The organism is Dietzia sp. 2505 (genome assembly GCF_040546785.1).
GTDB lineage: Bacteria > Actinomycetota > Actinomycetes > Mycobacteriales > Mycobacteriaceae > Dietzia.
In genome coordinates this window covers 23,936-50,073 of the sequence record NZ_JBEPON010000009.1, presented here as the reverse complement: position 1 = coordinate 50,073, position 26,138 = coordinate 23,936, and the positions used below count along the sequence as shown (strand labels likewise).

Below are 26,138 nucleotides of genomic sequence, written 5' to 3'. Positions count from 1 at the left end.
CCCCGTCCCACGAGTTGAGGTTCCCCTTAGCGGAGTGCACTCGATTCGTGGGACGGGGCCCGCGGGTCGTTCTGGATCAGTTGGTGCGCAGTGTCAGACCGGGATGCGCGGCCAGGACGTCGGAGATCGGGACCGCCGACAGGCGCGGGACGTACCCGTTCTCCCTGGCCACGGCGTCGGCGTTGGCGCAGGTCCCGGTCTCGGCGACGTTGGACGCGCTGGAGATGCCCAGGGCCTTGTCACCCGAGAACACGACGCCGCCGCTGTCCCCGGGGAGGGCGCAGAGATCCACCGTGAACGCGTTGGCGATGGTGCGGGAGCCGGCGACGTCGATCATCGCGCCGACCTCGGAGACGGTGCCACAGGAGAATCCGGTCCGGAACCCGGTCTTGCAGGCCTTCTGTCCGACGACCGGGTCGGCCGTCCCCGTGATCGCCTGGGTGGTGTCGGGACCGGCGCCGACGAGGTTGGTGCGGAAGCGGTCGGTGAGCTCCGGGTCAACGGCTACGAGCGCCGTGTCGATCCCGTCGCGCTGGGTCCGTGTCATGGTGCCGAACTCCTCGCCGTCGGCGAATGCTGCGCGGGTGCCGTCGGCGCCCGCGCAGTGCGCGGCGGTGATGACAACGGGCGCGCCGTCGAGCTCGCCGTTGAACCCGGTGGAGCACTCGAGGATCCCGCCCGGGACCGCGACGGAGTAGGCGGTGCCCCCGGCGATGGGTCCGGTCGGCGCGGGCCCGTCGGCGCGGGTCTGGTTCTCGGGGACCGGGGTGACGGGGTCGGCCATCGTCTGGCTCATCCCGTCGATGATCGAGCCGGTGCCGGGGGTGAGGCCGGACAAGAGCTCGACGATCGTCTGCATCGGGCCCTCGGGGATGACGCCGGTCTGGTTGAGCAGGGCCAGGCTGCCGAGAGATCCGGAGTCGCCACCGGTGGCGGTCGGGCCCGATGCGCCGGCGCGGGTCGTGGCGGGTTCGAGGCCCTGGGTGGTCGGTTCGCCGTCGGACTGGGTCCCGCCCGCCTCACTGCCGAAGGGTGCGGTGTCCCACGCGGGGTCGGGGGCCTCGGTCATGTCGATCTCGGCGAGGTCCTTCAGCCGGGCTGTGAGGTTGCCCAGCTGGGCGGCTTCGCCGCCGCGGGTGGCCACGACCACGGTGTTGCGGGTGGGATCGACCCGCACCCCGGTGACAAGTGCCCGCAGGTCCTCCGGGAGGTCGTCGACGATCTTGCCCACCTGTCGCTCGCGGGCGGTGAGCTCCTCGGTGGTCAGGGCCACGTCCTGCACGGTGAACCCGGCGTCGGTGGCCTCGGCGCGCAGCAGGTCGCCGGCCTCCCCGGCGACCACGCCCACCAGGCCCGTGCCCTCCTCGTCCAGCCACACCCCACCGAAGGAGTCACGGAACGCCTTCTCCCACCGCGGGCGGGACTCGGCCAGGCGCTCACCGATCCCGGCCTGGTCCAGGAACTGCTCGGGGGTCAGGCCGAGATCCCGGCGCAGGGCCTCGACCAGAGAGGTCAACTGCGATCCGAGGGCGGCGTCGAGAGCGGGGAGCGCCTGCGTCGTCGCGGGCGCCGAGGGGGCGGGAGCTGGGGAGGGGGCCGCGCCGGCGGGAGTCGCGGTGACGACCAGGGCCGCGGCGGCGGTGAGGACGGCGAGCTTCGAGGTGGTGCGCATGGTGGCCTTCCGTGATGCACGGTGGACGACTTCAGGTCGACCAGTTGCGGCCAAGATTACGGAGATGTGATTACTGAGTCCAGTGTGACACGTGTGATTAGTGGGATTGGTGTGTCAGGAAGCTCCGACCTCGAGTCCAGGGAAGCGGGCTGAGATCGCACCGACGGTCACCCCGAGCATCAACGGGACCGCCCCGCGACGGGCGAGCTCCGTCCGGGCGACGGTGCAGTCCGCGTAGGGCTGGTCGTTGGTGTCGAAGGCGTTGGACAGGCTCGTCACGGCCACCGCCCGAGTATCGGAGAACACCACGCCGCCGCTGTCGCCCGCGATCGCGCACAGCTCGATCGTGACGTTCCTGACCCCACCCGTGGACGCCGAGTCGATCGCGGACACCCTCCCGCACGTGTAGCCGGTCCGCTGACCGTACTTGCACAGGACCTGCCCCCTGACCGGGGACTGCGTGCCCGACAACGGGAGGGGGCGCGCACCGTCAGCGAGGACGTGCGAGTTCTGGAATCGCGGGTAGTCCTCGGGATCGATGGTGATCAGCGCCGCGTCGAGAGCCTCGTCGGCCTCCGCGGACGTGAACGCCCCGAGCCTGGGAGAGCCGGCGTTCTCGGAGACCGTGCCGGGCCGGAAAACGGACTGCCCCGTCGCCTGGTCCGTGAAGGAGCTGCAGTGGGCCGCGGTGATGTTGACGACCCGTCCGTCACGGATTCCGTTGAACCCCAGGGAGCACCAGTTGGCGACGGTGCGGGAGGGGGACAGGACGTACATGCGGGTCCCGCCCACCATGGAGTTCGGCAGCAGGGTGTCGGGCAGCGTCGCCGTGCCCGAACCGAGGGAGCCCTGGGCGGGGCGGAGGCCTGCGGTACGCACGCCCGCCCCGAGGTCGGCGGGGGGCCTGGGAGCGGTGCCCGAGTCCTCCACCACCACGGTGACGTCGCCGGTGGAGGGATCCACGTCGATCGCGGTCACCCCGTCCCGCTGGCCGGGGGGAAGGGAGTCCGCCCAGTCCTGTGCCCGCTCCGCCGTCTGGTCCAGCTGCCGGGCCGGGGTGGGTGCGGAGAACGCCGTGAACCCGCGGGACCGGGCGTCCGCGATCAGCATCTCCGCCTGGTCGGCGCCCCGGACCACGGCCACCTGGCCGGCGGCTCCCACGATCCTGACGCCGGCGAAGGCCTCGGGGAACCGGACGGTGTAGTCGTCCGAGGCATCGGCCAGGCGGTCGGCCAGGACGGATTGGGTCCGGAAGTCGGCCGGGGTGGTGCCGACCTCTGCGAGGGCGTCCTCGAGGGACTCGTGCTCGATCGCGGCCATCGCGCGGGAGTCGTCCACTGCCGGGGCGCCGTCGCGAGGCTGGGCCTGGGCGGCGATCGGAGCCGCGACCACGATCACGGCGATGACGGCGCCGATACTCCACTTGCGGCGGCGGGGGAGGTGGCGCATCGGGGTCACTGTTCCTATCGAGACGGGAAGGGATGAGGCCGGGTCCGTGACCGTTGATCGTATGGCCGGATTCACATCCGCGGGGAATTTCGCCCGGGCCGGTTGGCCGCGGGGCCCGGCGCGGCCTGGCGCGGTGGTGGAAGAGGGCAGGCGCTAGGCTGCGGCACGGCGGCGACGCGGTTCCGGCCGCCACTCCGACATGCGGAACCTCGGTCCGAGGTGTCGCCCGAGGCGGGTGGTCCGCGTACTCGTAGTCCCCAGCCCTCGCACCGTAGCCCTCAGACCGTAGCCCTCAGACCGCAGCCCCTGACCGGAGGTCCCATGTCCGACGCCGACGCCGCACTGCACGATGCGCTCGAGTCCGTGGTGGCCCGCAACCCCGGGCAGAAGCTCTTCCGGCAGGCCGTGCACGAGGTGCTCGAGTCGCTCGCCCCCGTGGTCGGGCAACATCCCGAGTACGTCGAGGGCGGGATCCTCAAGCGGATCGTCGAACCCGAACGAGTGGTGTCCTTCCGCGTGCCGTGGGTCGACGACTCGGGAGTGATCCAGGTCCAGCGAGGCTTCCGGGTCCAGTTCAGTTCCGACCTGGGTCCGTACAAGGGTGGCCTGCGGTTCCACCGGTCCGTCGACGAGGACACCCTGAAATTCCTCGGCTTCGAGCAGGTCTTCAAGAACGCGCTCACGGGTCTGGGACTGGGAGGCGGCAAGGGCGGCTCCGACTTCGACCCCCACGGTAGGAGCGACGGCGAGGTGATGCGCTTCTGCCAGTCGTTCATGGCCGAACTCGCCCATCACATCGGGGCGGACCTGGACGTGCCCGCCGGGGACATCGGCGTGGGCGCCCGCGAGATCGGTTACCTGTACGGCCAGTATCGGAAGATCACGGGCCGGAACGAGGCGGGAGTGATCACCGGCAAGGGGATCGGTTACGGGGGGTCCTGGGCGAGGACCGAGGCCACGGGCTACGGGCTCGTCTACTACGTCCGCGAGATGCTCCGCGAGACCGACTTCAGCCTCGACGGCTCCCGCGTGGTGGTCTCCGGTTCCGGGAACGTGGCCCTCTACGCGGCGAGGAAGGCCACCCAACTGGGAGCCACCGTCGTTGCCTGCTCGGACAGCTCCGGGTACGTGGTCGACGAGAGGGGTCTCGACCTGGACCTGCTCGCAGACGTCAAGGACGTCCGACGCGAGCGGCTCTCGGTCTACGCCGAGGAGCGGGGCGACTGCGAGTTCGTCGAGGCGCGTCCGGTGTGGGAGGTGAAGTGCGACATCGCACTGCCCTGCGCGACGCAGAACGAGCTCGACGGCGACGCCGCGCGGACCCTGGCGGGCAACGGGTGCCGCCTGGTGGCCGAGGGGGCCAACATGCCGTGCACCGAGGAGGCCGTCGAGGTGATCCGCGAGAAGGGCATCCTGTTCGGCCCCGCCAAGGCCGCGAACGCCGGCGGTGTGGCCACCAGCGGGTTGGAGATGCGCCAGAACGCCGGTCGGCTCCAGTGGGACTTCGAGCGCGTCGACTCCGAGCTCGACCGCATCATGACCAGCATCTATGCCACCACGGCCGCGACCGCCGAGGAGTACGGGATGCCGGGCGACCTGGCGGCCGGGGCCAACATCGCCGGCTTCCGCCGGGTCGCGGACGCGATGCTCGCGCAGGGAGTCATCTAGCTCAGGTCGTCTATTCCCCCGTCGGGAAGAGCGTTCCGCACGCATCGCCCGAGAGGCAGGTGTGCGGGACGCTCTTATCGTTGAGGATGCGGGCGTGCGGGCGTGCGGGCGTGCGGGCGCGAGGATGGGCGCTACGGGGGATTGAGTCGGGTGGGCGCAGGTTTGCACGTGATCTGGATCACTCCGGGAATGGATCTGGCCGGTCCCCAGTTATACGGGGCGTCAAACCTCAGCGATCCGGACTCAACTTGGGTTGACGGCGCCACCGCCGAGAGGCAGGGTGGAGTCACTGATCCGAGCCTTGAGCCGGGTCTGCTGAACAACGGAGTTTCGGACCACCCCCGTCCGCGCGGAAACGGCGCGGAGAGAAGGAGAACATCATGGGACGTGCAGTCGGTATCGACCTCGGCACCACCAATTCCTGCGTCGCCGTCCTCGAGGGCGGCGAGGCCAATGTGATCGCCAACGCCGAGGGGTCGCGCACGACCCCGTCGGTGGTCGCGTTCGCCAAGAACGGCGAGGTCCTCGTGGGCCAGCCGGCCAAGAACCAGGCGGTCACCAACGTCGACCGCACCATCCGCTCGGTCAAGCGCCACATCGGCACGGACTGGAAGTCGGATTCGATCGACGACAAGAACTACACCCCGCAGGAGATCAGCGCGCGCACGCTGCAGAAGCTCAAGCGCGACGCCGAGTCCTACCTCGGTGAGGACGTGACGGACGCCGTCATCACCGTCCCCGCCTACTTCAACGACGCCCAGCGTCAGGCCACCAAGGACGCCGGCCAGATCGCCGGTATGAACGTCCTGCGCATCGTCAACGAGCCCACCGCGGCCGCCCTGGCCTACGGGCTGGACAAGGGCGACAAGGAGCAGACCATCCTGGTCTTCGACCTCGGCGGCGGTACCTTCGACGTCTCCCTGCTCGACATCGGCGACGGCGTCGTCGAGGTGCGCGCGACCTCCGGTGACAACCACCTCGGTGGTGACGACTGGGACCAGCGGATCGTCGACTGGCTGGTCGACAAGTTCAAGGCGCAGAACGGCATCGACCTCACCAAGGACAAGATGGCGCTCCAGCGTCTGCGTGAGGCCGCCGAGAAGGCGAAGATCGAACTGTCCAGCGGACAGTCCACCTCGATCAACCTGCCGTACATCACGGTCGACGCGGACAAGAACCCGCTCTTCCTCGACGAGACGCTGTCGCGGTCGGAGTTCCAGAAGATCACGCAGGACCTGCTCGACCGGTGCCGCAAGCCGTTCCAGGCCGTCATCAAGGACGCCGGGATCGCCGTGTCCACCATCGACCACGTGGTGCTCGTCGGTGGCTCGACCCGGATGCCGGCCGTGTCCGACCTGGTCAAGGAGTTGACCGGCGGCAAGGAGCCCAACAAGGGCGTCAACCCGGACGAGGTCGTCGCCGTGGGCGCCGCGCTGCAGGCCGGCGTCCTGCGCGGCGAGGTCAAGGACGTGCTCCTGCTCGACGTGACCCCGCTGTCGCTGGGCATCGAGACCAAGGGTGGCGTGATGACCAAGCTCATCGAGCGCAACACCACCATCCCCACCAAGCGGTCGGAGACCTTCACCACGGCCGACGACAACCAGCCGTCGGTGCAGATCCAGGTGTTCCAGGGTGAGCGCGAGATGGCGGCGCAGAACAAGCTGCTCGGCTCGTTCGAGCTCGCGGGCATCGCCCCCGCGCCGCGCGGAGTGCCGCAGATCGAGGTCACCTTCGACATCGACGCGAACGGCATCGTCCACGTGACGGCCAAGGACAAGGGCACCGGCAAGGAGAACACGATCATCATCCAGGACGGCTCGGGCCTGTCCAAGGAGGAGATCGACCAGATGATCAAGGACGCCGAGGCCCACGCGGAGGAGGATCACAAGCGCCGCGAGGAGGCCGACGCCCGCAACCAGGCCGAGTCCACGATCTACCAGACGGAGAAGTTCGTCTCGGAGAACGAGGACAAGGTCCCCGCGGACAAGAAGGAGTCCCTCCAGGCCGCGATCGCCGAGGCCAAGAGCGCGCTCGAGGGCTCGGACGTCGACGCGATCAAGGCCGCCGTGGAGAAGGTCAACACCGAGGCCCAGGCCGTGGGCCAGGCCATCTACGAGGCCGCCGCGGCAGAGGGCGCCGAGGCCGGCGACCCCACCTCCACGGGCTCGGCTGACGACGACGTCGTCGACGCCGAGGTCGTGGACGAGGACGAGCCGAAGGGGGACGACAAGTGACGGACGCGACCGGAATCCCTGATCCCGGCAACCCGGAGGCCACCGACGAGGAGGCCGTGGACGAGAAGTTCGTCCAGGACGCCCCCGTCGCCCCCGAGGCCGAGATCGTTGCCGAGGGTGCGGCCGGTGTCGACCCCGGCGAGGTCGAGGCCGCCGCCGAGGACGACGAGACAGCCAGAGGTGAGTTCCAGTGACCACACCACACGCGGACGGTCCGGAGACGGACAAGGCCGCCTGGGCGGGCGGTGACGCAGAGGACGTGGCCGCCGCGCAGGCGGTCGACGACAAGACCGGCGCCGCTCCGTCGGAGGCGGTGGAGGGCGAGATCGTCGAGGACGATTCCGCTCCCACCACCGACGGCGCCGCCGGCGACCGGTCGTCCGACGACGCCACGTCGGCGCTGCAGGCGCAGCTCGACGAGCGGACGGCGGACCTGCAGCGCGTGTCGGCGGAGTTCGCCAACTACCGCCGCCGCGTCGAGCGGGACCGACAGGCCCAGGCCGACAGCGCCAAGGCCGGGATCCTGGGCGAGTTGCTGCACATCGTCGATGACCTCGAGCGGGCTCGCGCCCACGGGGACCTCGAGGAGGGACCGCTGAAGGTCTTCGCGGACAAGGTGCACGCGCTCCTCGCGTCCCACAACGTCGAGCCGTTCGGCGAGGAGGGCGACGCGTTCGACCCGGCGATCCACGAGGCCGTGCAGGACGAGTCCGAGGGCTCCGAGCCGGTGTTGGGCGCCGTTCTGCGCAAGGGGTACCGCCACGGTGAGCGGACCCTGCGGGCGGCGATGGTCACCGTCCGCTGATCCGCCCCGCCGGTGTGCGGGTGCCACCGCCCTGGCGGTGCGCACCTGCACACCGGCGGTCGAGGTGGAAAAGTGAGACTTGAGTAGGAACCGATAGAGGAAGGAGGCGTCTGGTGAGTCAGCGCGAATGGGTCGAGAAGGACTACTACGCCGAACTGGGCGTCTCCAAGTCCGCCTCGGCGGACGAGATCCGCAAGGCGTACCGCAAGCTCGCGAGCGACAACCACCCGGACAAGAACCCGGGGAACAAGGCCGCCGAGGAGAAGTTCAAGCGGGTCGGCGAGGCCAACAGTGTCATCGGCGACCCCGCCAAGCGCAAGGAGTATGACGAGTTCCGGGCGCAGGTCTCCTCCGGTGGGTTCGGCGGCTTCGCACCTCCCGGTGGGGGGCGATACACCACCACCGGCGGTGACTTCGACATCGGCGACCTCTTCGGAGGGGCCGCGGGTGCAGGCGGAGCCGGAGGGGCCGGGGGCTTCTCCGATCTCTTCGGCGGCCTGTTCAACCAGGGCCGTGGCGGCGGGGCCGGTGCGGGTCGTGGCCGGGCACAGCGTCCGCAGGGCGGGCAGGATGTCGAGACCGCTCTCACCCTGTCGTTCCGCGAGGCCGCCCTGGGCGAGACGGTGCAGATCAGGCTCTCGTCCGCATCGCCGTGCCTGACCTGCCACGGGAGCGGCGCCCGCCCGGGCACCAGCCCCAAGGTGTGCGGCACCTGTCACGGTGCCGGGGTCACCCAGCGCACCCAGGGGGCGTTCGGCTTCGCCGAACCCTGCACCGACTGCGGCGGCACAGGGTCCAAGATCGACGACCCGTGCCCGGACTGCGCAGGCAGCGGAGTCACCGACCGCGCCCGCACCATTAACGTCAAGGTGCCCGCCGGGGTCCAGGACGGCCAACGTATCCGGCTCTCCGGCCAGGGTGAGGCGGGCTTCCGCGGAGCACCGTCCGGCGACCTGTACGTGACCGTCACCGTGCAGAAGGACGCCGTGTTCGACCGCGACGGCGCCGACCTGCTCGTCGACCTGCCGGTCTCCTACCCGGAGCTCGTCCGTGGCTCCCAGGTGTCGGTGCCCACGCTCACCGGACGGGTGACCGTCAAGGTGCCGGCCGGGTCGCGTGACGGACAGATCCTGCGGGTGCGGGGTCGCGGCATCGCACGTAAGTCCGGGACCGGCGACCTCAAGGTCACGCTCCGGGTGGCCACGCCCCCCGCCGGGATGGCCGAGGCCGAGCTCGCTGCATACGACGAGGCGCTGCGGGCGGCCGGCTTCGATCCACGGTCGGGCTGGGCCGGGTCGGCATGAGCCCCCGGGGGGACGTGGGGGAACTGGGCCCCGACGACAGCGTCCTGGTGATCTCCGTGGCCGCGGAGCTGTCCGGACTGCACGCCCAGACCCTGCGCACCTACGACCGTCTGGGGATCGTCACCCCCGAACGCACGAGCGGTGGCGGTCGCAGGTACTCGCTCCGCGACGTGGCCCTGCTCCGCGAGGTGCAGCGGCTCAGCCAGGACGAGGGCGTCAACCTCGCCGGGATCAAGCGCATCATCGAGCTGACCAACCAGGTGGACGCGCTGCAGTCCAGGGTCCGCGAGCTGGTCGACGAACTGGCGGAACTCCGCGCGGGGTCGGCGCGGGGCCGGGCCGGTGGTGAGCTGGTCCACGTGCCGCGCTCCACCTCGGTCGTGGTCTGGCGGCCCCGTCACCAGCGCGAGGACCGATGAACCACGAGTAGCCCGCTTTGTGAAGGAATTGTCTCAGGATAGCCTTGCCTTTTACAGTGGTCCGGTGACGATCGAGCAGGTGGGCCATACCGGGCGGGTGGGGGGACTCGCGGGGCCTCTCGCCGCCCGTGGGCGGGCCGTCGCCGTGATCAGCGACGACACCACCCTCACCTACATCGATCTCGCGCTCCGGGTCTCCGCCCGGGCGGCCGAGTACCCGGCGGTGGCGTCCGGGCGCCGGATGATCGGCCTGGTCGCGGGCAACACCTGTGACTTCCTGGTCGACTACCTCGCCGCGCACGAGGCGGGTCACGCGATCCTCCTCCTGCCGCCGGAGAGCGCGGCCACCCGCAGCCTCGTCGACTCGTGGGTCCCGGACGTCGTGGCGGGTGCGGGAGAGCCGATCGCGGACTCCGCGCACCACACCCCGCCGCGCCACCAGCTCCACCCCGACCTGGCCCTGCTGCTCAGCACCTCGGGGTCCACCGGGTCGCCCAAGCTCGTCCGCCAGTCGCGCCGGGCCGTGCTGTCCAATGCCGCGGCGATCGCCGAGTACCTGCGCATCGAGCCCGGTGACCGCGCCATCACCACCCTCCCGCCGCACTACTGCTACGGCCTGTCCGTCATCCACAGCCACCTGCTCGTGGGTGCCTCGGTCGTGCTCAACGAGGACTCCGTGTCGAGCCCCGCCTTCTGGGAGCGGGCCGGCGCCCACGGCGTGACGACCTTCGCCGCCGTCCCCCACACCGTGGAGCTGCTCGAGCGGGTTGGTCTGGACCGGCTCGACCACCTCACCCGCCTGCGCTACCTCACGCAGGCCGGCGGCCGGCTGGCCCCGGAGAAGGTGCGCACGCTCGCGGAGCGACTCGAGGCCAGGGGCGCCGAGCTCGTGGTGATGTACGGCCAGACCGAGGCCACCGCCCGCATGGGCTACCTCCCGCCGCATCTCGCGCGGAGCCGGGCCGGGGCGATCGGTGTCGCGATCCCCGGCGGCACCTTCCGAGTGGACCGGCCGCACGACACCGATCCCGATGCCCCGGGTGAGCTGGTCTACACCGGCCCCAACGTGATGATGGGATACGCCCGCGAGTCGGAGGACCTGGCCCGCGGCCCCGAGTTGTCGGAGCTGCGCACCGGCGACCTGGCGCGGATCGCCCCGGACGGCCTGGTGGAGATCGTGGGCCGCATGGGTCGCGAGGCCAAGATCTTCGGTCACCGGATCGACCTCGGACGCGTCGAGGCCGCGCTGGCCGATCGTGGCCTGGACGCGTGGTGTGTGGGTGAGCCGGACCGACTGGTGGTGGTGACCAGACAGGCCGATCGGGCGCAGGACGCGGTATCGGGCGCGGTCGCCTCGTCGGGGCTGCCCGCCTCGGCGGTCGAGGTCCTCCTCGTGGACGAGCCGCCGCGGACCCCCGCGGGGAAGATCGATCAGATGGCGCTGCGCGAGCTCGTCGCCGCGCGGGACCGCGACGTCCCCGCGGATGCGGCGGGGACCCCCGGTGAGCTCATCGCGCACGCCCTCGGACTGGACCCCCGCGATCTCGACCCCGAGGCCACGTTCGTGGACCTCGGCGGTGACTCGCTGACCTATGTCGTGTTGTCGACGAGGCTCGAGGACCGGGTGCCGGGCCTGCCCCGTGACTGGCACCTGTGGCCGATCGGGGAACTCGACGACCTGGCCCGCGTCTCCGTGCCGACGGTGGCCCGGTGGTGGGCGCCGTGGCGGACGTGGTCCCGCGTGGACACCTCGATCGTGTTGCGCGGACTGTTCATCCTCGCGATCGTCGGCTCCCACACGCGGGCCATCGCGATCATCGGCGGCGCCCACGTCCTGGTCGCGCTCGCGGGGTACTCGATGGCGAGGTTCCGACTCCACTCCGCTGGCGCGCGAGATCGCGCCCGCGGGGTCCTGCGCACGGCCGGCCGGATCGCGGTACCGGCGGCGCTGTGGCTGCTGATCGTCACCCCGTTGACCAGCCGTTACCACTGGTATTCGCCATTGTTGGCCACCAACCTGTTCGGGCCGCGCTCGTGGTGGGAGGACCGCTGGTGGAACCCGTGGCAGATGTGGTTCATCGAGGCGGTGGTCTACGGTCTCCTGCTCGTGGCGGCGCTCATGGCCGTCCCGGCGGTGAGTCGCCTCGACCTCCGGTGGCCGCTCGCGCTCCCGGCCGCGTTCGTCGCCGCCGGGCTCGCCGTGCGGTTCGGCCTGATCGACCTCGGAGGCGGCCCGCAGGTCTGGTATTCGGCGCCGGCCGTGCTGTGGCTCTTCGGCCTGGGCTGGGCGATCGCACGCTGCGCCGCCCCCGGACGCACAGTCTCGACAGGTCGGGCGGTGTGGCTCCGCATCGCGTGTTCGGTGGTCGCGCTGCTGTGCGTGCCGGGGTGGTTCGGTGACCCGGGGCGCGAGACCGTCATCGTGGCCGGACTGCTCGCCCTGATCTGGGTCCCGTCGATCCGGTTGCCGCGCCCGGTGGTCCGGGTGATCACCCCGCTCGCCGCGGCCTCGCTGTTCATCTACCTCACCCACTTCCTCGTCTACCCGCCGATCCGCGACGCCGGCCACGTGTGGCTCTCCTTCGCCGCGTCGGTGGTCGTGGGACTGCTCGTGTGGGCGACGTGGGAGCGGGGTGCCCGGGCGGTCCGGCGGTCCGCGCCGCGAGCGGCCCGGGCGCTGCGGCGCGGGTAGCGTCGGGGACGGCCGCCCGGCCGGAGACCGCCCGAACCCGAAAGCCCCAGGAGGACCGCCGTGCGCATCGCCGCAGCCCAGATCCTGTCCGGACGCGACCCCGCCGACAATCTCCGGCTGGTCCGCGAGTCCGTGGCCGAGGCCGCCGCCCGGGGGGCCCGGATCGTGGCGCTGCCCGAGGCCACCATGCGTGCTTTCGGGGCGGGCCGGCTCGACGAGGTCGCGGAGCCCCTCGACGGACCCTGGGCGGGCGCGGTGGCCGAGATCGCCCGTGAGCACGGGGTCGTCGTCGTCGTCGGAATGTTCACGCCCGGTCAGGGCGGTCGCGTCCGCAACACCCTCCTGGTGACCGGACCGGCCGGGGGCGACGCGGCGGGCGGACCCGACCGCGACCTGCACGTGGGTTACGACAAGATCCACCTGTTCGACGCGTTCGGGTTCGCCGAGTCCGACACCGTCGAGCCCGGCGACGCGACCCGCGTGGTGACCGTCGACGGCGTGGGCATCGGGCTGAGCGTCTGTTACGACATCCGCTTCCCCGGCCAGTACCGGCAGCTCGCGGCGGCCGGGGCGCGGATCACGATCTGCGCCGCGTCGTGGGGATCGGGACCCGGCAAGGTCGACCAGTGGCTGCTGCTGGCCCGTGCCCGCGCGCTGGACGCCACCACGTTTCTGGTCGCCGTGGGTCAGGCCGACCCCGGGGTCGAGGGGGTGGAGGTCACGCGCGGCGCACCGACCGGCGTCGGGCACTCCGTGCTCGTGGGACCGGACGGGACCGTGCGCGACGAGGCGGGCCCCGAGGCGGGGTTGGTGGTGTTCGAGATCGACGACGACGAGGTGACCGACATCCGGAAGACGATCCCCGTGCTCGCGAACGGCAGGATCACTGAGGAGTCGGCCACAGGGGAGTCGGCCACCGGGGAGTCGACCGCGGAGGTCGTGCGGTGACCGGGCCACGGGACGGCGACGAGGGTGAGGTCGACCCGCCCACCGAGCCGAACCCGGCCGCGGACCCGCCCACCGAGCCGAACCCGGCCGCGGACCCGCCCACCGAGCCGAACCCGGCGGCGGACCCGCCCACGCAGCAGATGCCGCCGGCCGATCCGCCGACCGAGCACCTCCCGCCGGTGGAGGGCGACGGGACCGGTACCGCGTGGTCGCAGTACCCCGCCGGCCCCGCAGCGGCGCCCCTCGGCGCCCACCCGGCAGGCGCCCACCCGACCGGTGACATGCCCCCGCAGCCCCACGTCCCTCCGCCCGGGGACGTCCCGCCCCCGGGCGACGGCGGCGACGGCTGGGACGACGGCGGGCAGGGTGGGGAGCCCGGCGGGGGGCAGACCCCGTGGATCATCGTGGCGCTGCTGCTGGCCGTGGTGCTGGTGGCCGGGTTGATCGTGTGGCTGGTCAGTGCGGGCCGGGGTGACCGCGAGCCCGAGGCCGCGCCCACGACCACCACGGAGACGACCACCTCGACGCCGCGCACCACCCCGAGGCCGACCACGCCCACCACGACCGGCCCGCCCGGGGTCGCCGAGCGCTGTTCGCCGGAGTTCGTGGCCGAGGAGCTGGGAGACGACACGACCGTGCGCGAGTGCGACGGGCGCTTCCTGCTGGTCAGCGGCGAGGACGGCGATCTCGAGCTGCTGTCGTGGCGAGAGGACACCTGGGAGTTCCTGGCGGAGCCGGCGTCCGAGGTGTGCCGTGAGCAACTCGAGCAGCTGGGCGTACCGGATCGGTTCCGCCGCGTCTTCCAGCCCTGCGAGGCGCCGACCCCCAGCCCGACCACCCCGAGCCCGACCGCCCCGAGCCCGACCAGCCCGACCCCGCCCACCGCTCCGACGACCGTGACCACGCCCCCCACACCACCCGGGCCCCCGGGCGCCGGTGGGGTCGAGGAGGGCGCGGCCGCGGGTGAGGACGCCCCGGAGGACGGCGGCGACCGCGCCGAGGGGGACCTCGAGGAGTCCTGACCCCCGGGCCGGCCCGTCAGCGGGTCAGGGCCGGTCGAACCTGATGTTCTCGCGGGGGGTCCCGACCGCGACCATCCCGCGGACGGTGGCGCGCAGCATCTCCGGCGACCCGGCCAGCAGCACCTGGCGATCGGCCCACGAACCCCAGCCGGTCACCACGTCCACCAGCGTTCCGGTCTGCCGCCGGTGCAGCGTGCGGGGCAGGTCCTGCCGCGCGCCGGCCCACCACGGGTCGGTGTCCTCCTCGGAGACCGGCTGGATGGTGAGCCACGGAGCGGTCGCCGCGAGGTCGACGAGTGTCGGCAGATCGTAGAGGTCGCCGGGGTGCCGCGCGCCGTAGAACAGGTGCACGCGCGGGTTGAATCCGTGGCGCATCATGTCCAGCAGCAGGCAGCGCAGCGGGGCGATCCCGGTGCCGCCGGCCACCATCAGCACGTCGCGGACGGGCTCGGTGCGATCCACCTCGAGCAGCCCGAGCGGCCTGGCCAGGACCCACCGGTCGCCCACCCCGACTCCGCGGACCAGCGATCCGCTGAGCGCACCACCGGGGACGTCGCGGACGTGGAACTCGATCTGGCCGGCCGGGTTGGCCGGGATCGACGGGCTGAGCCGGCGCCACACGCCCGGCGTGTACGGCGTCAGGACGCTCAGGTACTGGCCCGGGTGGTAGTCCACCATCACGTCGGAGATCAACCTGACCACCACCACGTCGCGGGTCGGCCGGAGGACCTCGACGACGGTCGCGCCGACCCTCGCCGGCCCCTGGCCGGCGGCCGCGCCCTCCTGGAGCGCGGTCGACAGTGCCCGGTACGCGGTCGCCAGCGTGGTGGACAGTCGGTCGTCCCAGCCGCGGCCGGCCAGGTGGCGCAGAGTGCTGGCGAGGGCGTCGCCGAAGCGCTGGTGGTGGCGGGGGGAGAGCTCGAGTTTGCGGTGGTCGGCGCCCAGGTGGCGGGCGAACTCCACCACCGGGGCGACCTCGGCCTCGTCCCCCCGGGCGTCCTCGACCGTCTCGAGCGCCCACGTCATGGCGCGGACGAATTCGCCGAGCACACCGGAGGCGTCGCGGGGGAACAGTTCGCGGAAATCCGGGTCGGCGTCCCGCAGGGCACGGGCGAACAGCCCGATGAAGCGCGGGTCGGCGAGGAGGTCGCGGAGGGCCAACAGCGGGGGAGTGGCCGTGGAGACCGGGACGGGGTCGGTCAGCGGCGTGGCCGTGGGGTCGGCGGTCCTGCCGAGATACGGCGAGAGGTCGATGTCCGACACGAGGCGCTCGACGTCCGTGGCGCGGGTGAAGGCGTCGTCGTCCTCCCCTGGGATCCTCACCACCTCCGCGCCTCCTACCTACCTGCCGTCGGTGTCCGCCGGTGCCCCAGGATAGCCGCCGGCGCCGGTACCGGCGGTCAGGAGAACGCGGGCAGGGGGTTTCCCGGAGCGGGGAGCGGCACCGGGTTGCCGCTCCAGTCCTGCGGGGCCACACCGATCCGCATGCGCTGGGGGTGGTACCCGACGGGGATCCGGGCCACCTCCTCGCCGGTCTCGAAGGACAGGACGCTGACCGTGTCGCTCTTGGCCCAGGAGACGAAGCAGTGCTCCCCGGTGAGGTCGGTGGTCACCCAGTAGGACTTGAGGCCGGTCGAGACCAGCGGCCCGTGCTGCAGGGTCTCCCGGTCGACGATGGTTGCGTAGTTGCTCATGGTGCCCGCGACGCAGATCTTGGTGCCCTGGGGGTTCATGGAGATGCCGTGGTGGCCGGAGTCCAGTAGGTGAGCCTCGCGGGGCACGTCGCCGGCGGGTGTGACGGGCAGGTCCACGATCCGGGTGATCGTGTCGGCGTCGATGTCGTACTCGATGAAGCCGTGGAAGAACGAGACCTGGAAGTACATGAAGCGGTAGTCCGGGGAGAAGGTCATCGGGCGCACCCCGATGCTCAGCTCAGGGCGGCCGGCCTCGGCGAGCCGCGCGCGCAGGTCGACGCGCTTGATGATCTGGAGCGTCTCGGCGTCGACGAACTGGAGCACCCGCTCGCCCTTGGTCACGTCGGCCCACGGTTGATCGAGTGGCGTCCACACGTTGCCGATCGACTCGTTGACGATCTGGGTTCCGCCCTTGATGTAGACGTTCTCGTGCGCGTTGTCCCCGGAGGGGAAGTTCCCGATCTCCCGACCCGTCGCGGTGTCGAGGACGTGGACCGTCTTGGCCGTCGACGCGCTCACGGCGACCCGGGATCCGTCCGGGCTCACCGCCATGTGATCGGACCGGAAACCCTGGACCGGGAAGCGCCAGGCGATCTCACCGGTGACGATGTCGATCGAGACCACGTCGGCGAAGCTCGGCCGGGACACGATGAGGTGCCGTCCGTCCTTGGTCGAGTACAGGTCGTCGACGTACTGGTCGTGGCCCTCGCCGACCATCTGGCGGATGGCGTAGTACATGGCGAGGCGGGCGGGGTCGCGGTGGATCTCCACCAGGCGCTCGTTGCGGTCCGGGATGATGTTGATCCGGGCGATCCGGTGGAAGTCCCCGTCCGGCTGCACGGCGTCCGCGGTGCCCTCCCAGTTGTTGCCCACCCACAGGACGTTGCGCAGACCCGGGGCCGGGTTCACGTACGGGGATTCGGCGGTCGCGGCGGAGACCGTCGGCGTGGCGACCACTCCGGAGAGGGAGGTGACCGCCGCGAGCGCGAGGGCGCCGGCGGCGCGGGCGAGGACGGACGGGCGGTTCACGGCGGCTCCCGGGGGACAACAATTCTGGACAAGCGTCCGGTTGGCCTTTCGGAGTCTACGGAGGCGCGTTCGCCGGGTCAACGAGTCACCGAGGCCAGGTGGAGGGGGCCGTGCCGGCGGCTCCCGACGGGGCGGGTCCGGTCGTCACCGGCCGAGCGTGATGTCCACTCCCGCGCGGAGCTCGTCCTCGGTGTAGGTGAGCTGCCCGCGCCCGGGGATCTCGATCAGGTAGAAGGGTGCCCCGGAGGGGACCGCGCCGAAGTCGAAGGTGAAGGTGCAGGAGGAGAGGTCGCCCCCGTCATAGGCGAGCATGGTGCTGCCGAGGGTGGTCGACACGCCCTCGCTCAACGTGATCCGTGTCCCCTCGCCGATGTCCGAGAGCGTGACGGGCAGCTCGCAGCCGGACCCGTCGCCCGAGACCGGCTCCCCCGGGGAGGACATCACGGTGAACCGTCCCTCGACGTCGAACAACTCGCCCGGCGCGCGCTCGGGGGCCTGCCAGGCCTGGGGCGGCAACGGTCCACGCGGTGTGTCGGTGGGGCCGCCGGGGTCGGATCCGGGGCCGGTCAGCGCGAGGCCCAGGACCACGACGACGACGAGGGCCAGCCCTCCGACGATCACCGCGGCCGCCGTCCTGCCGCTCGCGCGATCACCCTCGGGATCGCCCTCCGGCGGGGTCGACTCGTGCGCGGGGTGCTGCGCGTTCGGATGAGGCCCGGGCACCGGGGTGTCGGACGTGGGGGTCTCGGCCTTGGGGGTCTCGGAAGGGTCCGGTCCCGGGACGGGGGAGGGCAGGGGCTGCGGGGGATCGCCGTAGCGGTAGGTGCCGTCGGGGAGAGGCGGGTAGTGCATCGGCATGACGCGTTCCCTCCCTCGCCGCGGATCCTCGCGCCGACTGGCCGGCCCCGTCAGCTGCCTCGGTCGGTTGCCTCGGTCCGCTCCCTCGGTCCGGCCGATTCTAGACGGTCGCGAGGTGACGGGTTGGTCACAGTCATGGCCCGTCGGCGGGGTGGTGACTGGGCTTCGGCACGGGTCGTCGGGGAAAGTGGAGGGATGTCTGTCGAGTCACCACGGCCTGCGTCCACTCCGGAACCGGGAGGGACGCCCCCCGGCGCCGCGGCGGAGTCGGTTCATCACGACCCCGTCGCGGACACGGATCTGGACCCGCGGTCGCCGCTCCCCGCCCGACCCGGACCGCTCGGGATGGTCGGGAACGCGCTCCGCGGTGCGCTGATCGGCATGGCCGAGCTCGTACCCGGCGTCTCGGGCGGCACGGTCGCGCTGGTGACCGGCGTGTACCCGCGGTTACTGGATTCCGGCGCGCACGTGGTGGACGGGATGCGGTCGGCGATCCTCGGCCCGGACCGGCGGGAGCGCACGGCGGCGGCCTTCCGTCACGTGGACTGGTGGCTGCTGCTCCCGCTCGCCGTGGGCATGCTGGCGATGGTCTTCACCATGGCCGGGGTGCTCAAGGGCTTCGTCGAGGGAAGCCCGGAGATCGCACGCGGGTTGTTCCTCGGCATGGTCGCGGCGAGCATCGCGGTGCCGCTCGGGATGGCGCGGGCCACCCCGGGTGGACGGAACTGGGCTCTGGGGCTGATCTTCGTCGGCGGCGCGGCGCTGGCGTTCGTGCTGTCCGGGTTGCCGAGCGGGACGATCAGCGACCCGTCCTACCTGCTGGTGTTCGTGGCCGCCGCGGTAGCGATCTGCGCGCTGGTCCTGCCCGGTGTGTCGGGTTCGTACCTGCTTCTGGCGATGGGGCTCTACGCGCCGACACTCGGAGCCGTGGACGACCGGAACTTCGCCTACCTCGGGGTGTTCGCGCTCGGTGCGCTCGTCGGGATCTCGCTCTTCGTCAAGATTCTCGATCGCCTGCTGGAGGACTTCCGCAAGCCCACCCTCATCGCCATGGCCGGACTGATGCTCGGTTCCCTGCGCGCCCTGTGGCCCTGGCAGACCGAGGAGGCCGACATCCTGGCACCGGGGTCCGACTGGCCTGTCGTCCTGGCCGCGGTGGCGGTCGGCGTCGTGGTGGTGATGATCGTCCTGGCCGTCGAACGGTTCTTCGCGGCCAAGGCCGCGACCACGGACCCGGATCCGCGGGTCACTGCACTCGAGGATCGCGACTAGGTAGCTCCCTGCGGGGACCGCCCGCGCCACCGCCCTTGCTTTATGAGACACGGTGTCTATGATGGACGCCATGTCTCACAGTGATGTGACGGATGCCACGTTCCTCGAGCGTTATCGGAACGTGCAGCGACTGTCCTACGAATGCGTCGAAAGCGTGGCATCGACCCTCGACGAGGGTGTCACCGAACGAGAGGTGGCCGCCCGCCTGCACGCCTGGCTCACCGACCGCGGTGTGCGGGAGTGGTTCCACACCCCGTTCGCGTGGTTCGGCGACCGGACCGCTTTCCGCGGGTTCGCCACGCCGCTGCACTTCTTCCCGACCCGCCGCCGGTTGGAGCAGGGGATGCCCTACATCCTCGACGTCGCGCCGGTGCTGGACCGCGCCGTGGGGGACATCGGCTACGCCCGCGTCCTCGGCGAGAACCCGATCCACGACGAGCTGATGAGCGACCTGGCCGCCTATCGCGACCTGATCCCACGTCTCATCACCGAGGGCGCGACACTGCGCGACGTCTATCTCGAGGTCGACGAGTTGATCCGCCGCCAGGGCTATGACAACCGCCACCGCGTCTACCCCGGACGCGTCATCGCCCACCAGGTCGGCGACATCGAGTCGCGCATCCCCCGCTTCATCGCGTTCGGCTTCGGCAGCCGTGCCGTGCGCACGCTCGTCGGCGACCTCATGGTCGAGCGCGCCCACAACCGCTCACCACTGTGGGCGTCCGGGACGATCTCCGACCACCGTCCGGAACCCGGGCTGTGGGCGGTCGAACCGCACATCGGTTTCCGCGAGGTCGGGGTCAAGTTCGAGGAGGCGCTGGTGGTGCGCCCGGACGGGTCGGCCGCATGGCTCGACGACGAGACCCCGCACGTGCGCAGATGGAGGCGGCAGGGCCTGGCCTGCGGACTGGGCCAGACGCACGAGACCACGCCGAACTCGGAGACCACTACGACCTCGGAGACCGCGGCGTGAGCGGGAACGAGACGGAGATCAGGAGGGTGACGACCACCGACGGCCTCTCCCTCGCAGTCGCCGTCACCGGCCCGGCCGACGCCCCGACCCTCGTCTGCGTCCACGGCTATCCCGACAACCGCAGCGTCTGGGACGGCATCACCCGCGAACTCTCCGACCGCTACCGGGTCGTCAGCTACGACGTCCGCGGTGCCGGGGACTCCGAGGCGTCCTCCTCCCGGGCCGGCTACTCCAACGACCAGCTCGCCGCCGACCTGGACGCCGTCATCGGGGCGGTGTCCCCGGACCGGCCGGTCCACCTCCTCGGGCACGACTGGGGATCCATCCAGACCTGGCACGCCGTCACGGGGGACGGTGCGGCCTCGCGCGCCGCGAGTTTCACGTCGATCTCGGGTCCGTGCCTCGACCTGGTCGGGCTGTGGATCACAGGGGAGGGTCGCGAACGTACCGCCCCGATGCTCGCCCAGTCGCTGTCCTCCACCTACATCGGGTGGTTCCACCTCCCGCGGTTGCCCGAGGCCCTCTGGCGCAGCAGGGTGGGCAGCGGGCTCGGGCGTCGGATCCTCGCGATCGGTGCCGGTGCCGCGGAGGTCCCCCCGGACGACACCCCGCGCCCGGAGCGCGATCTGATCAACGGGCTCGAGATGTACCGCGCCAACATGCGCCGCCACCTCGGACGCCCCCGGCGGCGCCACACCTCGGTGCCGGTGCAGGTCCTGACCCCGACCCGGGACGTGTTCGTCACGCCGGCGCTACAGGAGTGCGCGCGGCTCGGTGCGGACGACGTCAGTGTCCGGCCCGTCGTCGGCGGCCACTGGGTGGTCCGTGACCGGCCCGCGGTGGTCGCAGGCCTGGTCGACGAGCACATCCGGGCCGTCACCGGATCCGGCGGACCGGGGGACGCACGGGACGCCGGTGGCCGGGCCACCGAGCTCGTGGTCATCACGGGCGCGGGCAGCGGGATCGGCCGCTCCACGGCCGTGGAGTACGGCACCCGCGGGGCCACCGTGGTCATCGCCGACCGCGACCTCGACGGCGCCGAGCGCACGGCCCGCCAGGTCGGTCTCGTCGGCGGCACGGGAGTGCCGTACCGGTTGGACGTGACCGACGCCGACGCGTGGCAGGAGTTCGCGGACGAGCTGAAGGAGCGGTACGGCGTCCCGGACGTCGTGATCAACAACGCCGGTATCGGGATGGGCGGCGGCTTCCTCGAGACCACCCGTGAGGACTGGCAGGCGGTCATCGACGTCAACCTGTGGGGGGTCATCCACGGCTGCCGGGTGTTCGGCGAGATGATGCGCGACCACGGTACCGGTGGCCAGCTCGTCAACCTGTCCTCGGCGGCGGCATTCCTGCCCTCCCGCATCCTGCCCGCCTACGGCACCACCAAGGCGGCCGTGCTGGCCCTCAGCGAGTCACAGCGGGGCGACCTGGCGCGCCACGGGATCGGCGTCACCGTGGTCTGTCCCGGTTTCGTCAACACCGGGATCAGCCGATCCACCCACTACGTCGGGATGGACGAGGAGTCCGAGGAGCGGACGCGGCGCGCGGCCTCCGGGCAGTACGCCCGGCGCAACTACGGCCCCGAGAAGGTCGCTCGGGCGATCGTGCGCGCCGCCGACAGGAACAGCGCCGTCGTCCCGGTGACCGCCGAGTCCCGGATCGGGATGCGCCTGCACGGCCTGGCGCCGGGGTTGCTGCGCGCTCTCGCGCGCGCCGACCTCACGCCGGGCTGAACCGGATCACCCCAACCGCACGCCAACCGGAAGGAATCCCATGACGATCAACACCGGCACGGAGCGCGGGCGTCCTCCTCGGGACGAGGAGCAGCTGGTGCTCGTGGCCCGCGAGGTCGAGTTCGACTGGTCGGACCTGCCGTGGCACTGGATACCGGGCGATCCCGTCATCACTCACACCTTCAACGTCATGCACCTGCTGTTGCCCGCCGGCGAGGACTGGTTCGTGCAGGTGCTCCGAGAGGCCCTGCCGATGATCAGGGACGACCGGGTCCGCGAGGACGTCCTGGGGTTCATCGGACAGGAGGCCATGCACTCGCAGGCCCACGGCGGGGTGCTCGACCACTTCGCCGCCGCCGGCGTCGACGTCACCGACTACACCCGGCAGGTCGACTGGGCGTTCCGGATCCTGCTGGGTAACCGCGACCTCCGCGGTCGCCGCGCCGAGAACTGGTTGGTGGAGCGGATCGCGCTCATCGCCGCCATCGAGCACTACACGGCCGTCCTCGGTGACTGGGTGCTCGACTCCCCGGCGCTGGACCGGGCGGGGGCCGATCCCACGATGCTCGATCTGCTCCGCTGGCACGGCGCGGAGGAGGTGGAACACCGGTCGGTGTGCTTCGACCTGCTCACCCATCTGGACGATTCTTACATCCGTAGAGTGCGCACCTATCTCTTCGTCACCCCCGCGCTGTTCTGGTTGTGGGTCCGGGGCATCCGGTTCCTCATGGCGGTCGACCCGGAGGTCGACCGCAAGGCGCGCTGGCGGGACTGGACCTCGGCGGCGCGACGCGGTCTCCTGCCGAGCCCCGCCGTGCTCGTGCGCGAGATCGTGCCCTATCTGCGTCGGCGCTACCACCCGAGCGCCCAGGGATCGGTCGAACCCGCGATCCGCTACCTGGCCACCTCGCCGGCGGCACGGGCGGGGCACTGACATGGCGACCATCCCGGGGGAGCTCAAGGGGCACCGGCAGGGCATCCTCGGATACCGGCTGCTCGGCGCGATCGCGTCGGTGGCGTTCGTCCCCGGTCTGTCCGAGGGATGGTCGGTCGACCGGGTCCGGCCCGTTGACCGGGTACGCCCGATGCGGGTGGTCGGGAAGCCGGAGCTCGCGGACGACGTGGTCGGGCTGGTTCTGGAGCCCGGGGACGGGGCGCCGGCGCCGTCCTGGACTCCGGGGTCCCACCTCGATGTGACGCTCCCGTCCGGACTGCGCCGCCAGTACTCGCTGTGCGGCACCGATCCGGCCAGGCTGATGGTGGCGGTCCGACGTATCGGGGAGGCCTCCACGGAGATCCATGACCGGGTGCGCGTGGGGGACGTTCTGCGCACGCAGGGACCGCGGACGGCGTTCCCCTTCTGTGGAGAGCGCCGGGTTCTGCTCGTCGCCGGCGGGATCGGCATCACGCCGATAGTGGCCATGGCGCGGGAGAGTGCTGCGCGTGGGGTGGACTGGCACCTCGTCTACGCCGGCCGATCCCGCGCCTCGATGCCCTTCCTCGACGAGGTGACCGAGCTCGCGGGTGACCGTCTCACCCTGCTGGTCGACGACGAGCGCGACCGGCGCCCGACGGCCGAGGAACTCCTCGGCTGGGCGGACGACGATACCGCCGTCTACTGCTGCGGACCCGCCCCGCTTCTCGACCTGGTCCGCACGGCGAGGGGGCCGGTGCGTGCACCGTTGCACTACGAGCGGTTCGCCCCGCCCCCCGTGACCTCCGGGCGGGAGTTCGAGTTGACCCTCGCCCGCACGGGCCGGTCGCTTCGGGTCCCGGCCGACCGAAGCGCGCTCGACGTCGTCCTGGACATCGCCGCCGACACCCCGTACTCCTGTCGGCAGGGATTCTGCGGTACCTGCCGGGTACGGGTGTGCGAGGGCGTCGTGGAGCGCCGAGGGCGAGCGGGCGGACCCGGTCGGCCGGGGGCACAGGAGATGCTGCTGTGCACGGACCGCGCGGAGGGTGTCGGCCTCACCGTGGACCTGTAGTGGCCGGTCGGCCGTGCCCCACTAGGGTGGGGCGCGTGAGTGCGGACAGGGACGACGCGGGGGCGGTGAGGTCCGGCCGGGGAACCGACGGGCCCCACGGTCAGCGTCGACGCCTCCCGCCCCGGGATCGGATGCGCCAGATCACGTCGGCGGCGTCCGCCCTGTTCGCCGCGACCATCTCGGAGAAGGTCACCGTCGCGGACATCGTGAGCCGGGCGGGCGTGTCACGGGCGCTGTTCTACCGCCACTACTCCTCGGTGGACGAGGTCTACCAGTCGGTGGTGGACCTGGTCGCCCAGGACTTCGTCGACCGTCTCCGACTCGAGGCCACCGATGATCAGGACGCCGAACTCGTCAGGGTGCTCCACGACTTCCTCCACACCTGCCAGGAGGTGAGGCTGCCCGCGAGGGCGCTGCTGCGGAACTCGCGCCTGCCGGGTACGGACGACTCGGTGGTGTCCATGGTTTTCCTGCGCGCTGAACAGGAGATCTACCGGCGCGTGGGTCTCGGGGAACCGACGCGTCTGGCGAGGCTGACAGTCCGCTCCTGGTTGACGTGCATCGAGGTGCAGACGCTCGCCTGGCTCGACGGTGGTGAGGAGGACGAGACGATCGAGGAACTCGCGACGCGGTTGACGGCCACCCTCAGAGCGCTCATCCACGTCACCCTGCCGACCGAGGACGAGGGCATGCTCGCGCTCGCCAGGATGCTCGGCTGACTATCCGCCGGACCCCCTTGTCGTCAGCCGCTCTCCGTCCGGGCGACGTCGAAGACCATCTCCTGGACGCCGTTGCCGTAGGCCTCGTGCTCGGTGAGGACCAGCGGGGTGGCGTCGACGTCGGCCTCGCTGAAGAGCCGCTTACCCGCGCCGAGAAGGAGCGGGAAGACCAGGAGGTGATACCGGTCGACCAGTCCCGCCTCGGACAGTGAGTGGCCGAGGATCGCGCTACCGTGCACGATGATCGGGCCGCCGTCGGTCTCCTTGAGCCGTGCCACGTCCCCGACCGAACGCAGGATGGTCGTCGGCCCCCAGTTGTCCACGAGGTCGCCCGAGGTCAGGGTGGTCGACACGACGTACTTCGGCAGTTCGTTGTACCTGGCGAAGTCGTCGGTCATCCCCGGCCACACGGGCGAGAACGCCTCGTAGCTGCGACGTCCGAGCAGGAGGGCGGTGGCCTCGTCCTGCTCGCGTCCCTTGATCTCGTACGCGGCCTCGTCGAAGGGGATGTCCCGGAAGGTCCAGCCGGCGTTGCGGTAACCCTCCTCGCCGCCGGGAGCCTCCATGACCCCGTCGAGCGACATGAAGGCGGTGATGATGAGCGTGCGCATGTGGGTCCTCTCGGTGTGCGCTGGTGACGCGGTGCGCCGGATGGCGCCCGGAGACTTCTCAGGCGTGGGCCAGGACCTCCGACTCGAGCCGCCGGTAGCCGGCCTCCATCCCGTCGACCATGCCGGTGCCGAGGATCATGTCGCGGAGTTCGGCGCTGTCGTAGGTGATGACGAGCGTCATCAGGGTCCCGTCCCCGATGGCCGTGAGGGTCTGCTCGTTGCGCGTCGGTGGCGCATCGGCCCCCTCCATCGTCTCGGTGAAGACCTCGCGGTGCGGAGGGTCGGTCTCGATGAGCTCGCCGACGAGCGCGAACGCCTCGCCCTCGACCCCCTCGCCCGGGGCCCACTCGAAGCGGGTGGTCTCGCCGGGCACAGCGGCGACCCGGCAGCCGACCAGGGACCAACCGTCGGGGCCGTGGAACCACCGGTCCAGCAGTTCCGGATCGTGGTGGGCGTCCCAGACCTGCTGGGGGGTGCCCCGCAGGATCCGGGTGAAGCGCACCGTCCGATCGTCGAGGAACTGGGACTGCGTGCCGGTGTCGGCGGCGAAGGAGCGCACGTCGGCCAGGACGTCGTCGATCTGGGCCATCGCGGAGCGGGTGCCCTCCTCCATGCCCATGCCGATGAGCCGCTCGAGCTCGTCGAGGCTGTTGAAGTACGTGGTGGTGGTCAGGCGGGCGCCGGAGTCGGTCTCCTCGAAGGAGAACACCGCGCGCATCGTCGGCATCTCGGGGTCGGGGCGACCGTCCTCATCGGTGAAGCCGTCCAGGATCTCGAACGAGCTGCCCTCGAGCACGGACAGGTACTCCCAGTAACCGCCGCTGCGGGTTCCGTCCGGCCCGGTCATGTGGTACTCCGACCGACCGCCCGGGTAGATGTCGTGACGGGTGAAGGTCGCCGGCCATTCCGGCGGACCCCAGAACCTCTCGAGTTGGCGCGGGTCCACGTACGCGTCCCAGAGTCGGCGGACCGTCACCGGGAAGTCGGCGACGATGGTCATCGTCAACTCCTCGAGGTCCTTGTCTACGGATGTCACTGGCATGAT

Annotated in this window: 22 protein-coding genes; 15 read left to right on the top strand and 7 right to left on the bottom strand. The window is 71.4% G+C overall.

Features of this window, described 5'->3' with window-relative positions; all coding sequences use genetic code 11:
- Window positions 1-76: 76 nt before the first annotated feature.
- On the bottom strand, window positions 77-1,672 hold the full coding sequence (locus tag ABIE38_RS15875) for a S1 family peptidase (protein ID WP_354057911.1): 1,596 nt from the start codon (window positions 1,670-1,672) through the stop codon (window positions 77-79).
- A gap of 114 nt (window positions 1,673-1,786) precedes the next feature.
- Window positions 1,787-3,121 (bottom strand): S1 family peptidase, encoded by a 1,335-nt coding sequence (locus tag ABIE38_RS15870; RefSeq protein WP_354057909.1) that lies wholly within the window; start codon window positions 3,119-3,121, stop codon window positions 1,787-1,789.
- A 321-nt stretch (window positions 3,122-3,442) separates the two neighbouring features.
- Between ABIE38_RS15870 and gdhA the strand changes: the two genes are divergently transcribed.
- From gdhA to ABIE38_RS15825, 9 genes are all read left to right on the top strand, one after another.
- Complete coding sequence (gene gdhA, locus ABIE38_RS15865) at window positions 3,443-4,789, top strand: NADP-specific glutamate dehydrogenase (protein WP_354057907.1); 1,347 nt, start codon at window positions 3,443-3,445, stop codon at window positions 4,787-4,789.
- Window positions 4,790-5,169: 380 nt separating this feature from the next.
- Window positions 5,170-7,023: a molecular chaperone DnaK gene (gene dnaK, locus ABIE38_RS15860; RefSeq protein ID WP_354057905.1), complete on the top strand. Its 1,854-nt coding sequence runs from the start codon at window positions 5,170-5,172 to the stop codon at window positions 7,021-7,023.
- Complete coding sequence (locus tag ABIE38_RS15855) at window positions 7,020-7,217, top strand: hypothetical protein (protein ID WP_354057903.1); 198 nt, start codon at window positions 7,020-7,022, stop codon at window positions 7,215-7,217. Before dnaK ends, ABIE38_RS15855 begins: the two co-directional genes overlap by 4 nt.
- Window positions 7,214-7,828 carry a nucleotide exchange factor GrpE gene (grpE, locus tag ABIE38_RS15850; RefSeq protein WP_354057901.1) on the top strand — a complete coding sequence of 205 codons (615 nt, stop codon included), beginning with the start codon at window positions 7,214-7,216 and terminating at the stop codon, window positions 7,826-7,828. The genes ABIE38_RS15855 and grpE overlap by 4 nt, the downstream gene beginning before the upstream one ends.
- A 113-nt stretch (window positions 7,829-7,941) precedes the next feature.
- Window positions 7,942-9,132 carry a molecular chaperone DnaJ gene (gene dnaJ / locus ABIE38_RS15845; protein WP_354057899.1) on the top strand — a complete coding sequence of 397 codons (1,191 nt, stop codon included), beginning with the start codon at window positions 7,942-7,944 and terminating at the stop codon, window positions 9,130-9,132.
- Entirely contained in the window at window positions 9,129-9,551 is a 423-nt protein-coding gene (locus tag ABIE38_RS15840) for a heat shock protein transcriptional repressor HspR (RefSeq protein ID WP_354057897.1), read from the top strand. The genes dnaJ and ABIE38_RS15840 overlap by 4 nt, the downstream gene beginning before the upstream one ends.
- A 64-nt stretch (window positions 9,552-9,615) precedes the next feature.
- Entirely contained in the window at window positions 9,616-12,243 is a 2,628-nt protein-coding gene (locus ABIE38_RS15835; RefSeq protein WP_354057895.1) for an AMP-binding protein, read from the top strand.
- A gap of 60 nt (window positions 12,244-12,303) precedes the next feature.
- A complete protein-coding gene (locus tag ABIE38_RS15830) occupies window positions 12,304-13,191 on the top strand; it encodes a carbon-nitrogen hydrolase family protein (RefSeq protein ID WP_354057893.1) in 888 nt (295 codons plus the stop codon).
- On the top strand, window positions 13,188-14,213 hold the full coding sequence (locus tag ABIE38_RS15825; RefSeq protein ID WP_354057891.1) for a hypothetical protein: 1,026 nt from the start codon (window positions 13,188-13,190) through the stop codon (window positions 14,211-14,213). Before ABIE38_RS15830 ends, ABIE38_RS15825 begins: the two co-directional genes overlap by 4 nt.
- Window positions 14,214-14,237: 24 nt before the next feature.
- Here ABIE38_RS15825 and ABIE38_RS15820 read toward each other — a convergent pair whose 3' ends face one another.
- The 3 genes from ABIE38_RS15820 to ABIE38_RS15810 all read right to left on the bottom strand — a co-directional run bounded on the left by ABIE38_RS15820 (window position 14,238) and on the right by ABIE38_RS15810 (window position 17,794).
- The gene (locus ABIE38_RS15820; protein ID WP_354057889.1) at window positions 14,238-15,539 is read right to left on the bottom strand and encodes an FAD-binding oxidoreductase; all 1,302 of its coding nucleotides are present in this window, start codon (window positions 15,537-15,539) and stop codon (window positions 14,238-14,240) included.
- 74 nt (window positions 15,540-15,613) lie between these two features.
- Window positions 15,614-16,936 carry a YncE family protein gene (locus ABIE38_RS15815; protein ID WP_354057887.1) on the bottom strand — a complete coding sequence of 441 codons (1,323 nt, stop codon included), beginning with the start codon at window positions 16,934-16,936 and terminating at the stop codon, window positions 15,614-15,616.
- Between the two features lie 144 nt (window positions 16,937-17,080).
- Entirely contained in the window at window positions 17,081-17,794 is a 714-nt protein-coding gene (locus ABIE38_RS15810; RefSeq protein ID WP_354057885.1) for a hypothetical protein, read from the bottom strand.
- A 195-nt stretch (window positions 17,795-17,989) separates the two neighbouring features.
- Here ABIE38_RS15810 and ABIE38_RS15805 point away from each other — a divergent pair, with 195 nt between their 5' ends.
- The 6 genes from ABIE38_RS15805 (at window position 17,990) to ABIE38_RS15780 (ending at window position 24,482) form a co-directional block, all read left to right on the top strand.
- Complete coding sequence (locus tag ABIE38_RS15805) at window positions 17,990-19,066, top strand: DUF368 domain-containing protein (protein ID WP_354057883.1); 1,077 nt, start codon at window positions 17,990-17,992, stop codon at window positions 19,064-19,066.
- A gap of 70 nt (window positions 19,067-19,136) precedes the next feature.
- Complete coding sequence (locus ABIE38_RS15800) at window positions 19,137-20,039, top strand: M24 family metallopeptidase (protein ID WP_354057881.1); 903 nt, start codon at window positions 19,137-19,139, stop codon at window positions 20,037-20,039.
- 26 nt (window positions 20,040-20,065) lie between these two features.
- Window positions 20,066-21,775, top strand: a complete 1,710-nt coding sequence (locus ABIE38_RS15795) for an SDR family oxidoreductase (RefSeq protein WP_354057879.1) — start codon at window positions 20,066-20,068, stop codon at window positions 21,773-21,775.
- Window positions 21,776-21,815: 40 nt separating this feature from the next.
- Window positions 21,816-22,709, top strand: a complete 894-nt coding sequence (locus tag ABIE38_RS15790; RefSeq protein ID WP_354057877.1) for a metal-dependent hydrolase — start codon at window positions 21,816-21,818, stop codon at window positions 22,707-22,709.
- A 1-nt stretch (window position 22,710) separates the two neighbouring features.
- Window positions 22,711-23,763, top strand: coding sequence for a PDR/VanB family oxidoreductase (locus tag ABIE38_RS15785; protein WP_354057875.1), 1,053 nt, complete (start codon window positions 22,711-22,713; stop codon window positions 23,761-23,763).
- 35 nt (window positions 23,764-23,798) lie between these two features.
- Entirely contained in the window at window positions 23,799-24,482 is a 684-nt protein-coding gene (locus ABIE38_RS15780) for a TetR/AcrR family transcriptional regulator (protein WP_354057873.1), read from the top strand.
- 23 nt (window positions 24,483-24,505) lie between these two features.
- Here the strand turns inward: ABIE38_RS15780 and ABIE38_RS15775 are convergent, their stop codons facing one another.
- On the bottom strand, window positions 24,506-25,093 hold the full coding sequence (locus ABIE38_RS15775) for a dihydrofolate reductase family protein (RefSeq protein ID WP_354057871.1): 588 nt from the start codon (window positions 25,091-25,093) through the stop codon (window positions 24,506-24,508).
- Window positions 25,094-25,151: 58 nt separating this feature from the next.
- The gene (locus ABIE38_RS15770) at window positions 25,152-26,135 is read right to left on the bottom strand and encodes an SRPBCC family protein (protein WP_354057869.1); all 984 of its coding nucleotides are present in this window, start codon (window positions 26,133-26,135) and stop codon (window positions 25,152-25,154) included.
- Window positions 26,136-26,138 lie beyond the last annotated feature (3 nt).

What these genes read in the sequence shown, in the direction of transcription:
- ABIE38_RS15805 (WP_354057883.1), top strand. Translation starts at nt 17,990, where the DNA reads ATGTCTGTCGAGTCACCACGGCCTGCGTCCACTCCGGAACCGGGAGGG.
- ABIE38_RS15785 (WP_354057875.1), top strand. Translation starts at nt 22,711, where the DNA reads ATGGCGACCATCCCGGGGGAGCTCAAGGGGCACCGGCAGGGCATCCTC.
- ABIE38_RS15790 (WP_354057877.1), top strand. Translation starts at nt 21,816, where the DNA reads ATGACGATCAACACCGGCACGGAGCGCGGGCGTCCTCCTCGGGACGAG.
- gdhA (WP_354057907.1), top strand. Translation starts at nt 3,443, where the DNA reads ATGTCCGACGCCGACGCCGCACTGCACGATGCGCTCGAGTCCGTGGTG.
- ABIE38_RS15840 (WP_354057897.1), top strand. Translation starts at nt 9,129, where the DNA reads ATGAGCCCCCGGGGGGACGTGGGGGAACTGGGCCCCGACGACAGCGTC.
- ABIE38_RS15800 (WP_354057881.1), top strand. Translation starts at nt 19,137, where the DNA reads ATGTCTCACAGTGATGTGACGGATGCCACGTTCCTCGAGCGTTATCGG.
- ABIE38_RS15810 (WP_354057885.1), bottom strand. Translation starts at nt 17,794, where the DNA reads ATGCCGATGCACTACCCGCCTCTCCCCGACGGCACCTACCGCTACGGC.
- ABIE38_RS15770 (WP_354057869.1), bottom strand. Translation starts at nt 26,135, where the DNA reads ATGCCAGTGACATCCGTAGACAAGGACCTCGAGGAGTTGACGATGACC.
- ABIE38_RS15870 (WP_354057909.1), bottom strand. Translation starts at nt 3,121, where the DNA reads ATGCGCCACCTCCCCCGCCGCCGCAAGTGGAGTATCGGCGCCGTCATC.
- dnaK (WP_354057905.1), top strand. Translation starts at nt 5,170, where the DNA reads ATGGGACGTGCAGTCGGTATCGACCTCGGCACCACCAATTCCTGCGTC.
- ABIE38_RS15875 (WP_354057911.1), bottom strand. Translation starts at nt 1,672, where the DNA reads ATGCGCACCACCTCGAAGCTCGCCGTCCTCACCGCCGCCGCGGCCCTG.
- ABIE38_RS15775 (WP_354057871.1), bottom strand. Translation starts at nt 25,093, where the DNA reads ATGCGCACGCTCATCATCACCGCCTTCATGTCGCTCGACGGGGTCATG.